Below are 11982 nucleotides of genomic sequence, written 5' to 3'. Positions count from 1 at the left end.
ATTGACTGTGCCGCCGCTTTCGCGAGCAGGCTCGCTCCCACAGGGATTTGCAGTGTATTGAAGGTGTAAAAAAGCCCCGGAGATTGCTCGCCGGGGCTGTGGATACTTCAGCAACGAATCAATGCCCGCCAAGATAAGCGTTACGCACATCCTCGTTGACCAGCAGTTCCTTGCCTGTGCCGCTCATGCGGATCTCGCCGTTGACCATCACATATGCCCGGTCCGACAGCCTGAGGGCGTGGTTGGCGTTCTGCTCCACCAGGAAGATAGTCATGCCGGTCTTTGCCAGCTCCCGCAGGGTGGCGAAGATCTGCTTCACCACGATCGGGGCCAGACCCAGGCTCGGCTCGTCGAGCAGCAGCAGCTTGGGCCGGCTCATCAACGCCCGGGCGATGGCAAGCATTTGCTGCTCGCCGCCGGACATGGTCATGGCGCGCTGGGTGCGCCGCTCTTCGAGCCGCGGGAACAGCTCGAACATGCGTTGCATGTCTTCCTTGGCGTATTTATCGCCGATCGGAATGGTACCCATCAGCAGGTTTTCCTCGACGGTCATGTCGGGGAACACCCGCCGGCCTTCCGGCGACTGCGCGATACCGTTGGACGCGATGTAGTGCGACGACTTGTGGGTGATGTCCACGCCTTGGTAGAGGATCTGCCCGTCCGCCGCCCGCGGCTGGCCGAAGATCGACATCAGCAGGGTCGACTTGCCGGCGCCGTTGGAGCCGATCAGGCTGACGGTTTCACCTTCGTTGATGTGCAGCGAGACTTTCTTCAGGGCCTGAATCGGCCCGTAAAACACGTCCAGCGCCTTGAGTTCGAGGATGGGTTTACTCATACCACCTCCTCTTCGTCGGCGCCCAGGTACGCGGCAATCACTTTCGGGTCGTTGCGGATGTCGTTGGGGCCGCCCTCGGCGATGACAACGCCGTGATCCAGCACCACGATGTGGTCGGAAATACTCATTACCATGCCCATGTCGTGTTCGATCAGCACCACGGTCAGATCGTGCTCATCGCGCAGCAGCCGGATCATCGCGCTCAGCGCTTCGGTTTCCTGAGGGTTGAGGCCGGCGGCCGGTTCGTCGAGGCAGATGATCTGCGGACGGGTGCACATGGCCCGGGCGATCTCCAGGCGACGTTGCTGGCCGTAGGACAGCTCACCGGCCAGACGGTTGGCGCAGTCCACCAGGTCCACCACTTCCAGCCAATAGAACGCGTGGTCCAGGGCATCGCTTTCGGCCTTGCGGTAGCCCTTGGTGTTGAGGATGCCCGCGAGCATGCTGCGGTTGACCCACATGTGCTGGGCCACCAGCAAGTTTTCCAGCACCGACATTTCCTTGAACAGGCGAATGTTCTGGAAAGTCCGCGCCAGCCCGGCCCGGTTCACCAGATGAGTACCACCGAACGCCTTGTAGAACAGGCGACTGGCGAAGGTTTTCGGTGAGACGAAATCGGTCGGCTTGAACGATTCGCCCAGCAACTTGATGACGTTGGTCTGCTGGCCACGCACGTTGAGTTCGATCTTGCCGCCGGAGGCCTTGTAGAACCCGGTCAGGCAGTTGAACACGGTGGTCTTGCCGGCGCCGTTGGGACCGATCAGGGCGAAGATCGAGTTGCGCTTGACCTTCAGGCTGACATCATTCAACGCCTTGATGCCGCCGAAGTGCATCATCAGTTTTTCGACACTGAGTACGACTTCGCTCATGGCGCTACTCCTTTACGCGGGGTCACACCGGTACGGCTGATCCGAATCAGGCCGCGCGGTCGCCAAATCATCATCAACACCATCAGGATGCCGAACAGCAGAACGCGGTACTCGGCGAAGCCACGCAGCAGCTCCGGGGCTACGGTCAGTACGAAAGCCGCGATGACCACACCGATGGTCGAGCCCATGCCGCCGAGCACCACGATGGCGAGGATCAGGGCCGATTCGAAGAAGGTAAACGAAGTCGGGTTGACGAAGCCTTGGTAGGTGGCGAAGAACACGCCGGCCAGGCCCGCCGTCGATGCACCGATGGTAAACGCCGAGAGCTTGACCAATACATGGTTCAGGCCCATGGAACGGCAGGCGATTTCGTCTTCACGCAGCGCTTCCCAGGCACGGCCTACAGGCATCTTGACCAGACGATGCTTGATGTACAGCACGGCCAGCACCACCAGGAACAACACCGCATAGATGAAGTAGTACTTCACGTCGGGGTTGTAGGCGAGGCCGAAGAACTCATGGAACGGCACACCGCCATCTTTCGCACGTTTGCCGAACTCGAGGCCGAAGAAGGTCGGCAGCGGCGCCGACATACCGTTCGGGCCGCCGGTCAGGGTCAGCCAGTTATTGAGGACCAGGCGGATGATTTCACCGAAGCCCAGGGTCACGATCGCCAGGTAGTCACCGTGCAAACGCAACACCGGGAAGCCAAGGATGCAACCGGCCAGCCCCGCGGTAATCGCCGCCAGCGGCAGCACCGTCCAGAAACCCAGCCCCAGGTACTGATAACCGAGCGCCAGGCCGTAGGCGCCGATGGCGTAGAACGCCACGTAACCCAGGTCGAGCAGGCCGGCCAGGCCGACCACGATGTTCAGCCCCAGGCCCAGCAGCACGTAGATCAGCCCGAGGATAACCACACCCAGCACGTAGGAGTTGGAGAAGAACGGGAACACCACGGCGATGACGATCATCAGCGGGATGATCCAGCGCAGGCGCGATTTGTAATCGGGTGCCAATACGTGCACCCCGGAGCCGGAGGATTCAAATCCTTCGAGAATTCTCAGGCCCTTGGGCGTCTGCAGGAACGTGCTCAAGGCAAAGCGACCGGCCATGACGATGGCAACAATCCAGGCCACCCGGGTCGATTCCAGGTTGAAACCGTAGCCATCGAGTACAACACCGACAATCGGCCCGAATACGATCAGGGCCACAAGCCCGGCAAGGATCGCGTCAACCAGACTTTTCTTGAGATCAATGGTTTTTTTAGTGGTTGAGGACATCGCTTACACCTTCGACACAAGAGGACGGCCGAGCAGGCCTTGAGGCCGAAAGACCAGAACGAGAACCAGCAGCGAGAAGCTGAATACGTCTTTGTAGTCCGAGTTCACCAGACCGGAGAACAGCGATTCGGAAATCCCGAGAATGATCCCGCCAAGCATGGCGCCAGGCAGCGAACCGATCCCGCCGAGTACCGCGGCGGTGAACGCCTTGATTCCGATGATGAAGCCGGCATAGAAGTCGAACGTGCCGTAGTTCATGGTGATCAGCACGCCAGCCAGGGCCGCCATGGCTGCACCGATGATGAACACGTAGGAGATCACCCGGTCGGTGTTGATCCCCAGGATCGAGGCCATCTTGCGGTCTTGCTGGGTCGCGCGGCACATGCGGCCGAGCTTGGTGTACTTGATGATGTAGGTCAGCAGGGCCATCCCGGCAAACGCTGCGACCAGAATGAAGACCTTGGTGTAGGTCAATTGCACGAAACCAGTACCGATATCGACGCGCCAGGCACCTGTGAGCAAGGTTGGAACGCCCTGTTGCTTCGCGCCTTGGGAGATCTGTGCGTAGTTTTGCAGGATCAGCGAAATACCGATGGCGCTGATCAGCGGTGCCAGTCGGGTGGAGTTACGCAGGGGTTTGTAGGCGACTCGCTCGATGACCCAGCCATACACCGCCGTGACGACGATGGTGAAGATCAGGGTGCCGAGCATCAGCAGCGGGAAGGATTCAATACCGAAGTAAGCCAGCAGTGCCAGACTGATTGCCGCGAGGTAAGCGGAAATCATGTAAACCTCGCCGTGGGCGAAGTTGATCATGCCAATGATGCCATAGACCATTGTGTAGCCGATGGCGATCAGGCCATAGACCGACCCGAGGGTCAGGCCGTTGACCAGTTGCTGCAGGAAAATACCATCCATAACGCAATCTCACGCATTTGAGAGACTGCACAGAAGCCGCTAGCGTCGGACCGGGGTTCAGCCGCCGGCGCTATGCGGTTGTGTGCAGCTCTACGAGAAAAGACAGGTACTGCACGGACATGTTTCAGGATTGCCCGGCCCATAAGGCACCGGGCAGATCAGCCGCTCATATCACTTCTGTTTTTCCAGTTGATGGTATTTGCCGTTCGCGTCCCACTCGTAAACCACGTAGTCGGAGACTTTCAGGTCGCCCTTGCTGTCCCAGGTCTTCTCGCCCATGACGGTTTTGACAGGGTTCTTTTTCAGCCACTCGGCAGCTTTTTCGCCACTGTTGGACTTGGCACCGTTGAACGCCGCTGCCAGGGTCTGGACCGAAGCGTAGGCATACAGGGTATAGCCTTCAGGCTCGGTGCCGGCCTTGCGGAATGCGTCTACCACCGTCTTGCTGTCTGGCAGCAGGCGAGGGTCGGCGCCGAAAGTCATCAGCACGCCTTTGGTGAACTGCGGACCGCCAGCGGTGGTCACCAGTTCGTCGGTCACGATGCCATCGTCGGACATGAACGTGACGTCTTTCAGGCCTTGCTCGCGGAGTTGACGGACCAGAGGACCGGCTTCCGGGTGCAGACCACCGAAGTAGACGACATCGGCGCCAGCACCGCGGATTTTGGTCACGATGGTGCTGAAGTCTTTTTCACCACGGGTCAGGCCTTCATACAGCACTGGCGTCACGCCGCGCTTGGCAAGCTGCGCCTTGGTGGCATCTGCCAGGCCCTGGCCGTAGGTGTCCTTGTCGTGCAGCACGACAACCTTCTTGCCCTTGAGCACGTCGACGATGTAGTCGCCGGCCACGATGCCTTGCTGGTCGTCACGTCCGCACATACGGAACATGGCGCTCAGGCCACGCTCGGTAACGGCCGGGTTGGTGGAACCCGGAGTGATTGCAATGATGCCCGCTTCGTCATAGATCTCGGAGGCCGGGATGGTCGACGAGGAGCAGAAGTGACCGACCACGCCGGCAACTTTCTGGTTGGTCAGGTCCTTGGCGACCGTCACAGCCTGTTTCGGTTCGCAGGCGTCATCGCCCTTGACCAGTACGATTTTTTCCCCGTTCACGCCGCCCGCTGCGTTGACCGCATCGGCCGCTGCCTGTGCACCCTTCATGTACTGCTCGCCAAATGCTGCGTTGGCGCCCGTCATTGGACCCGCTACGCCGATCTTGATGTCAGCCTGAGCAAACGCAGAAACACCCAACGCAGTTGCCACTGCGAGGGCCAGAAAGCCTTTCTTGTAAAACGTCTGGGACATGAGGTGGTGCTCCAAGGTTTTTTTTTAATTGGCACTGCGACTTCACTGAATGCTCAGAGCAAGTGCCGTGCCATCGGTTTTTTATTCTGAAAAAAGTCGCTGCTTTATTGTTATTTCGACTGTTTCGATCCCATTTTCATTGGGCGTGCAACCGTCTAAACCGCGGAAGGTAAAACCATTTATTTTTTGAGGCGCAACCCCTCTGCGCCATCATTGCAACCGCGGCGCCAAACGGCGTGCAACCAGCCTGTAACAACGCACGTCACCGAACTGCACACTGCTGGTGCGCAACTGCTACAACCCGCACCACTACAGGCTAGTCGCTGCGCGAAAAAGCGCCGCTTCCAGCAACAAATTTCAACAATCAGATCACGATCCGCAGGCACTGGCCTGCGTGATACAGCGAAAAACCGGCCTCGTACAAACAGCTACGCAACCCCACCCCTGCCAATGGCTGCATGGGAGCGAAAGGAATGGGTAGCGCTTGAGGATTTCCGTTACACAAATAATCGGCAAACGCCTTGCCGACCACCGTTCCCGTGGTCACTCCCCGACCGTTGTAGCCGGTGACTGCCACTATTCCGGGCGCGGGTTCGAACAGGCGCATCAAGTGATCCGGCGTGAAGGCGATGCGCCCCGTCCAGGTGCATTCCCATTCCACCGACTTGAGATAAGGGAAGTAATGCTGTTGCACACGATCGGCCCAGGCCTTGAGGAACCAGGTCGGTTTCTGGTTGCCATTGCCCAGGCTGCCGAGCAGCAGGCGACCGTCTTTATCCCGGCGGATACTGCTGAGTACCTGACGGGTATCCCATGAGCCTTGGCCACCGGGCAGAATTTGCTTCGCCGCCTCTTCAGTCAGCGGCACCGACGCCACTTGATAGTAATAGCCGGGGAAAAAATTGCGCCGCAACTCGGTCCAGTCGCCTTCGGTGTAAGCGTTGGAGGCGATCACCACTTGCTCGGCCACCACCGAACCCTGCGCAGTCTGCACCGACCAGCGCTGGCCCTGGCGCTCGAGGCGGGTGACCGGGGAATGATCGAACAACTGACCGCCAAGGCCGATGGCCGCTTTTGCCAGCCCCGTTGTGTAAGCCATCGGGTTGAGGGTGCCGGCACGCTTGTCGAGCAGTGCAGCAGCGATCTTTTTGGTGCCTGTTGCCTGTTCGCAAGCTTGCCCGGTCAGCAGTTCGACCGGCGCGCCACGACGTTTCCACTGTTCTTCTCGACTGCGCAGATCGGCTTCGCCCCGGGCGTTGTGCGCCATGTGCAGCGTGCCTTCGCGGCGTAACTGGCAATCGATGTTGTACTTGTCGATCAGGCTGAACACCAGCGATGGTGCCGCGCCCAGCATGCGGTTGAGCTGACTGCCGACCGCTTCGCCAAACCCCGCCTCGATCTCATCCGGGGGTATCCACATTCCGGCGTTGACCAGCCCGACGTTGCGCCCCGAACCGCCATGGCCGGCACGATGGGCTTCCAACACACAAACCGTCTTGCCCTGCTCCAGCAGATGAACCGCCGCCGACAGCCCGGTGAAACCGGCGCCGATGACGCAGACATCCGCCTTCACCTCACCTTTGAGCGCCGCATTGTCAGGCCTTTGCGGCGTCAGTTTTTCCCACAGACACTCTTCGCGTAACGGCATTGCCAGACTCCAACAGAAACCTAACCAACCCACACAAATCAGTTGTGGGAGCGAGCCTGCTCGCGAAAGCGGTATATCAGCCACCAATGATGTCGGCTGACAGATAGCATTCGCGAGCAGGCTCGCTCCCACAGGGGATCACTGTTTGGCTGAAATATCAGTCAAACGTAATGCCTTGGGCCAACGGCAACTCCAGCGAGTAGTTCACAGTGTTGGTCTGACGACGCATGTACCCGCGCCATGCATCGGAGCCCGACTCACGACCACCGCCGGTTTCTTTCTCGCCACCGAACGCGCCACCGATTTCAGCACCGCTCGGGCCGATGTTGACGTTGGCAATACCACAGTCACTGCCCACCGCCGACATGAACTGCTCGGCTTCACGCACGTCGGTGGTGAAGATGCAGGATGACAAGCCTTGCGGCACGGCGTTGTTCAAGCGCAGCGCTTCGTTGAAGTCGGTGTAACTGACCACATACAGGATCGGCGCGAAGGTTTCGTGGCAGACCACGTCGCTCTGTTCCGGCATTTCAACGATGGCCGGCGAAACGTAGTAGGCATTCGGGAATTTGTCTTCCAGCTGGCGCTTGCCGCCGAATACCCGGCCGCCTTCGCTCAGCGCCTGCTCCAGTGCGTCCTGCATGTTATCGAAGCTTTGCTTGTCGATCAGCGGACCGACCAGGTTGCCTTCCAGCGGATGACCGATGCGCACTTTGGAATACGCGGCTTTCAGGCGGGTAACGATTTCTTCTTTGACCGATTCGTGGGCAATCAGGCGACGCAACGTGGTGCAACGCTGACCGGCAGTGCCGACGGCGCTGAAGAGGATCGCGCGTACAGCCATGTCCAGATCGGCGCTTGGGCCGAGGATCATTGCGTTGTTGCCGCCCAGTTCCAGGATGCTGCGGGCAAAACGCGCGGCGATTTTCGGCGCCACTTCGCGACCCATGCGGGTGCTGCCGGTGGCGCTGACCAGCGCGACACGTGGATCATCGACCAGCGCTTCGCCGGCGTCGCGACCACCGATGATGACCTGGCTCAGGTGCGCAGGTGCATCGCTGAAGTTCTTCAACACACGGTCGAACAACGCCTGGCAGGCCAGTGCGGTCAACGGGGTTTTTTCCGACGGTTTCCAGATCACCGGGTTGCCGCAGACCAGCGCCAGCGTGGCGTTCCAGGCCCAGACCGCTACCGGGAAGTTAAAGGCGCTGATAACGCCGACGACGCCCAGCGGATGCCAGGTTTCACGCATGTGGTGGCCAGGACGCTCGGAAGCAATGGTCAAACCGTACAACTGGCGGGACAGGCCGACGGCGAAATCGCAGATGTCGATCATTTCCTGAACTTCACCCAGGCCTTCCTGAGTGATCTTGCCGGCTTCCCAGGACACCAGCTCGCCGAGATCGGCCTTGTATTCACGCAGGATGTCGCCCAGTTGACGCACCAGCTCGCCACGGCGCGGTGCCGGAACCTTGCGCCACAGTTCGAACGCATGATCTGCGCGACTGATGTGCTGCTCGACTTCAGCGGCACCTTCCCAGTTCACGGCGGCGATTCGACTGCCGTCGATGGGCGAATGCACCGGCACTTTGCCGTTCTGGTACAGGGCCGGGTTCACGCCAAGACGATCAAGCAATGCGGCAACCATGGGTTACTCCTCAAGCAAAAAACGGTACGTGTGCAGCCGCGCGGACACGACTGATCAGACCTGTAGTTTTAGCGCCCCGCAGGTTACTCAACAAACGACCTTTAAGAGAGATATCATTCCGTTTATTCATGCTGTGCATTGTTGGCAATAAAGAGACAAGAACAAAGGACCGCCCATGCTGAACAAACGCTACCTGCCATCGATCGCTGCCCTGCAGTGTTTCGAAGCCGTGACCCGGCATCTGAGCTTCACCCGGGCCGCCGAAGAGTTGAACCTGACCCAGAGCGCCGTCAGCAAACAGGTCGCGCAACTCGAAGAGCTGTTGCAGCATCTGTTGTTTCGTCGGGTGCGCCGCCGCCTGCAGATGACTCCGGCGGGCGATTTGTACCTGGTCGAGGTACGAAAAATCCTCACGCAGGTCGAAATGTCGACCCATTACCTGCGTTCCTACGGCGGTGAAACAGAAGTCCTGCGTGTCTCAACACCGCCGACCTTCGGTGCGCGCTGGCTGGTGCCACGGCTCAAAGGCTGGCGCCTGCGCCATCCGTCGATCCATCTGGATCTGTGCAGCGAGCAGGAGGCTGATGATCTGCTGCAAGGTCGCAGCGACCTGGCATTCTACTTCGGCCAGGGTTCCCGTCCCGGCACCGAATGCCTGAAACTGTTCAGTGAGGAGCTTGTTCCGGTATGTGCCCCCGGCAGCGTGCCCGCCGAGCCCTTCACCGACCCTACGCAACTCACCGACCTGGTCCTGCTGCAAAACGCCTCCCGCCCCCAGGCCTGGCATGACTGGTTCGACAGTCAGGGCTACCACACCGAACACAGCTACCACGGCCCGCGTTTCGAAACTTTCTATATGTGCATCCGCGCCGCGCAAGTCGGCTGTGGCGTGGCGTTATTGCCACGGTTTCTGGTGGAAGAAGAACTGGCCGAAGGCAAGCTGGTCATTCCCTGGCAGCATGCAATGCCCAGCACTGATGCCTATTACCTGGCGTACCCGGAACATTCGGCGGAAGTGCCCAAGGTGCGGGATTTTGTGAAGTGGATGCTGGAGCAGATCGATAGCCCGGATGCCCTCCGTATTTAGAGTTTCCCCAATACCTGTGGGAGCGAGCCTGCTCGCGAAGGCGGAGTATCAGACAACATCAATGTCGACTGACAGATTGCATTCGCGAGCAGGCTCGCTCCCACAAGGGTTTGTTGCGGCCAAAAAAACGCTGGCAATCCTCACCATTGATATGCGCCACTAGTGCCAATGTTCAATACCGCTGCAACGCTGGAGATTCCCGTTATGAGCGAGAGTGTGTTTGCCGATCGCATCGTGCAGAACCTGCTCGACACCGATTTCTACAAACTGACGATGATGCAGGCGGTGCTGCACAACTACCCGAACGTGGAAGTCGAATGGGAGTTTCGTTGCCGTAACAGTGAAGATTTGCGCCCGTACCTGCCGGAGATCCGCTTCCAGATCGAGCGCCTGGCAGAGTTGAGCCTGAGTCCCGATCAGTTGGGCTTTCTGGAGCGCATCACCTTCCTGAAGCCGGATTTCCTGCGCTTTCTCGGGCTGTTTCGCTTCAACCTGCGCTACATCCACACCGGGATCGAAAACGGTGAGTTGTTCATCCGCCTGCGTGGCCCGTGGCTGCACGTCATTCTTTTCGAGGTGCCGATACTGGCGATAGTCAGTGAAGTGCGTAACCGCTATCGCTACCCGGAAATCGTCCTGGAACAGGCCCGCGAGCAGCTCTACCGCAAGTTCGACTGGCTGGCCGCCAACGCCGGCAACGACGAGTTGTCCGAATTGCAGGTCGCCGATTTCGGCACTCGCCGTCGCTTCTCGTACCGCGTGCAGGAAGAAGTGGTGAACGTGCTCAAGCACGATTTCCCTGGACGCTTCGTCGGCACCAGCAACGTGCACCTGTCCCGGGAACTGGATATGAAGCCGCTGGGCACCATGGCCCACGAATGGATCATGGCTCACCAGCAACTCGGCCCGCGGTTGATCGACAGCCAGATCGCCGCCCTCGATTGCTGGGTGCGCGAGTACCGCGGCCTGCTGGGAATCGCCCTGACCGATTGCATCACCATGGATGCCTTCCTCGGCGATTTCGATCTGTTTTTCGCCAAGCTGTTCGACGGATTGCGCCACGATTCCGGCGATCCGGTGGTCTGGGCAGAAAAAGCCATTGCCCACTATCACAAGCTCGGCATCGATCCGATGAGCAAGACGCTGACCTTCTCCGACAGCCTGACCCTGCCCAAGTCCCTGGAAATATTTCGGGCACTGCGTGGTCGGATCAATGTCAGCTTCGGCATCGGCACCAACCTGACGTGCGATATTCCGGGTGTCGAACCGATGAGCATCGTGCTTAAAATGACCGCCTGCAACGGCGCGCCGGTGGCGAAGATCTCCGACGAGCCTGGCAAGACTCACTGCAAAGACCCGAATTTCGTCGCCTATTTGCGACACGTTTTCCAAGTACCTGCCCCATCAAGCCTACCTGGCAAGGAGTGAATTCATGCAAGCCGTACAGCGTGAGATTGCTGAGCAGCTCAAGGTCCAACCGCCGTTCGCCGACGAGGCCGCCCTTGAGGCAGAAGTCGCCCGGCGGATCACCTTCATCCAGGACTGCCTGGTCAATTCCGGGCTCAAGACCCTGGTGCTGGGCATCAGCGGCGGTGTCGACTCCCTGACCGCCGGCCTGCTGGCCCAGCGTGCCATGCGCGAGTTACGCGATCGCACGGGTGACGACAATTACAAATTCATCGCCGTGCGCTTGCCCTACGAAACCCAGTTCGATGAACACGATGCCCAGGCCTCGGTGGATTTCATCAAGCCGGACGAACGTCATACCGTGAATATCGGCCCGGCGGTCAAGTCACTGGCCAATGAAGTCGCAGCGTTCGAAGGCAAGCACGCGGTGTCGGTGGACTTCGTACTCGGCAATACCAAGGCGCGGATGCGCATGGTCGCCCAGTACACCATCGCCGGTGCGGCCCAGGGCCTGGTGATCGGCACCGACCACGCGGCGGAAGCGGTCATGGGTTTCTTCACCAAGTTCGGTGATGGCGCTTGCGACCTGGCACCGCTCAGTGGCCTGGTGAAGAATCAGGTCCGGGCAATTGCCCGCAGCTTCGGCGCGCCGGAATCACTGGTGGAGAAAGTCCCGACCGCCGATCTGGAAGATCTGTCTCCCGGCAAGCCGGACGAAGCGTCCCACGGCGTGACCTACGCCGAAATTGACGCCTTCTTGCATGGGCAGCCGGTGCGCGAGGAAGCGTTCAAGATCATTTGCAACACGTACAACAAGACCCATCACAAGCGTGTGATGCCGTTTGCGCCTTGATGAGTGAATGAATGAAAAAAGCCCGCTGAAGCGTTGATCTTCAGCGGGCTTTTTCCTTGGCCAATGCATGTGTTGATGCTGATGACCTCTTCGCGAGCAGGCTCGCTCCCACATTGACGGTGCTAAACCTGT

General features: G+C 59.5%; 10 protein-coding genes. 3 read left to right on the top strand and 7 right to left on the bottom strand.

The window, feature by feature from the left end; all coding sequences use genetic code 11:
* Positions 1–118 precede the first annotated feature (118 nt).
* The 7 genes from ACW9HW_RS25555 to amaB form a co-directional block, all read right to left on the bottom strand.
* Positions 119–835: an ABC transporter ATP-binding protein gene (locus ACW9HW_RS25555; RefSeq protein ID WP_095192103.1), complete on the bottom strand. Its 717-nt coding sequence runs from the start codon at positions 833–835 to the stop codon at positions 119–121.
* The gene (locus tag ACW9HW_RS25550) at positions 832–1704 is read right to left on the bottom strand and encodes an ABC transporter ATP-binding protein (protein WP_095192104.1); all 873 of its coding nucleotides are present in this window, start codon (positions 1702–1704) and stop codon (positions 832–834) included. The genes ACW9HW_RS25555 and ACW9HW_RS25550 overlap by 4 nt, the downstream gene beginning before the upstream one ends.
* The gene (gene livM, locus ACW9HW_RS25545) at positions 1701–2984 is read right to left on the bottom strand and encodes a high-affinity branched-chain amino acid ABC transporter permease LivM (protein WP_095192105.1); all 1284 of its coding nucleotides are present in this window, start codon (positions 2982–2984) and stop codon (positions 1701–1703) included. Before livM ends, ACW9HW_RS25550 begins: the two co-directional genes overlap by 4 nt.
* 3 nt (positions 2985–2987) lie before the next feature.
* Positions 2988–3902 (bottom strand): ABC transporter permease subunit, encoded by a 915-nt coding sequence (locus tag ACW9HW_RS25540; protein WP_095192106.1) that lies wholly within the window; start codon positions 3900–3902, stop codon positions 2988–2990.
* A 171-nt stretch (positions 3903–4073) separates the two neighbouring features.
* Positions 4074–5207, bottom strand: a complete 1134-nt coding sequence (locus ACW9HW_RS25535) for an ABC transporter substrate-binding protein (protein ID WP_095192107.1) — start codon at positions 5205–5207, stop codon at positions 4074–4076.
* A gap of 364 nt (positions 5208–5571) precedes the next feature.
* Entirely contained in the window at positions 5572–6855 is a 1284-nt protein-coding gene (gene amaA, locus ACW9HW_RS25530) for an L-pipecolate oxidase (protein WP_095192108.1), read from the bottom strand.
* Between the two features lie 157 nt (positions 6856–7012).
* On the bottom strand, positions 7013–8503 hold the full coding sequence (amaB, locus tag ACW9HW_RS25525; RefSeq protein ID WP_457402066.1) for an L-piperidine-6-carboxylate dehydrogenase: 1491 nt from the start codon (positions 8501–8503) through the stop codon (positions 7013–7015).
* Between the two features lie 175 nt (positions 8504–8678).
* Here amaB and ACW9HW_RS25520 point away from each other — a divergent pair, with 175 nt between their 5' ends.
* The 3 genes from ACW9HW_RS25520 to nadE all read left to right on the top strand — a co-directional run bounded on the left by ACW9HW_RS25520 (position 8679) and on the right by nadE (position 11850).
* The gene (locus ACW9HW_RS25520) at positions 8679–9590 is read left to right on the top strand and encodes a LysR family transcriptional regulator (RefSeq protein ID WP_457402065.1); all 912 of its coding nucleotides are present in this window, start codon (positions 8679–8681) and stop codon (positions 9588–9590) included.
* 204 nt (positions 9591–9794) lie between these two features.
* A complete protein-coding gene (gene pncB / locus ACW9HW_RS25515) occupies positions 9795–11018 on the top strand; it encodes a nicotinate phosphoribosyltransferase (RefSeq protein ID WP_095192111.1) in 1224 nt (407 codons plus the stop codon).
* A gap of 4 nt (positions 11019–11022) precedes the next feature.
* The gene (nadE, locus tag ACW9HW_RS25510) at positions 11023–11850 is read left to right on the top strand and encodes an ammonia-dependent NAD(+) synthetase (RefSeq protein WP_095192112.1); all 828 of its coding nucleotides are present in this window, start codon (positions 11023–11025) and stop codon (positions 11848–11850) included.
* Positions 11851–11982 lie beyond the last annotated feature (132 nt).

Source organism: Pseudomonas sp. SDO5532_S415 (assembly GCF_054071155.1).
Note: the sequence above shows the minus strand (reverse complement) of the source record. Positions and strands in the feature narration are given on the sequence as shown.

What these genes read in the sequence shown, in the direction of transcription:
- nadE (WP_095192112.1), top strand. Translation starts at nt 11,023, where the DNA reads ATGCAAGCCGTACAGCGTGAGATTGCTGAGCAGCTCAAGGTCCAACCG.
- pncB (WP_095192111.1), top strand. Translation starts at nt 9,795, where the DNA reads ATGAGCGAGAGTGTGTTTGCCGATCGCATCGTGCAGAACCTGCTCGAC.
- ACW9HW_RS25555 (WP_095192103.1), bottom strand. Translation starts at nt 835, where the DNA reads ATGAGTAAACCCATCCTCGAACTCAAGGCGCTGGACGTGTTTTACGGG.
- ACW9HW_RS25550 (WP_095192104.1), bottom strand. Translation starts at nt 1,704, where the DNA reads ATGAGCGAAGTCGTACTCAGTGTCGAAAAACTGATGATGCACTTCGGC.
- livM (WP_095192105.1), bottom strand. Translation starts at nt 2,984, where the DNA reads ATGTCCTCAACCACTAAAAAAACCATTGATCTCAAGAAAAGTCTGGTT.
- ACW9HW_RS25520 (WP_457402065.1), top strand. Translation starts at nt 8,679, where the DNA reads ATGCTGAACAAACGCTACCTGCCATCGATCGCTGCCCTGCAGTGTTTC.
- ACW9HW_RS25535 (WP_095192107.1), bottom strand. Translation starts at nt 5,207, where the DNA reads ATGTCCCAGACGTTTTACAAGAAAGGCTTTCTGGCCCTCGCAGTGGCA.
- amaA (WP_095192108.1), bottom strand. Translation starts at nt 6,855, where the DNA reads ATGCCGTTACGCGAAGAGTGTCTGTGGGAAAAACTGACGCCGCAAAGG.
- ACW9HW_RS25540 (WP_095192106.1), bottom strand. Translation starts at nt 3,902, where the DNA reads ATGGATGGTATTTTCCTGCAGCAACTGGTCAACGGCCTGACCCTCGGG.
- amaB (WP_457402066.1), bottom strand. Translation starts at nt 8,503, where the DNA reads ATGGTTGCCGCATTGCTTGATCGTCTTGGCGTGAACCCGGCCCTGTAC.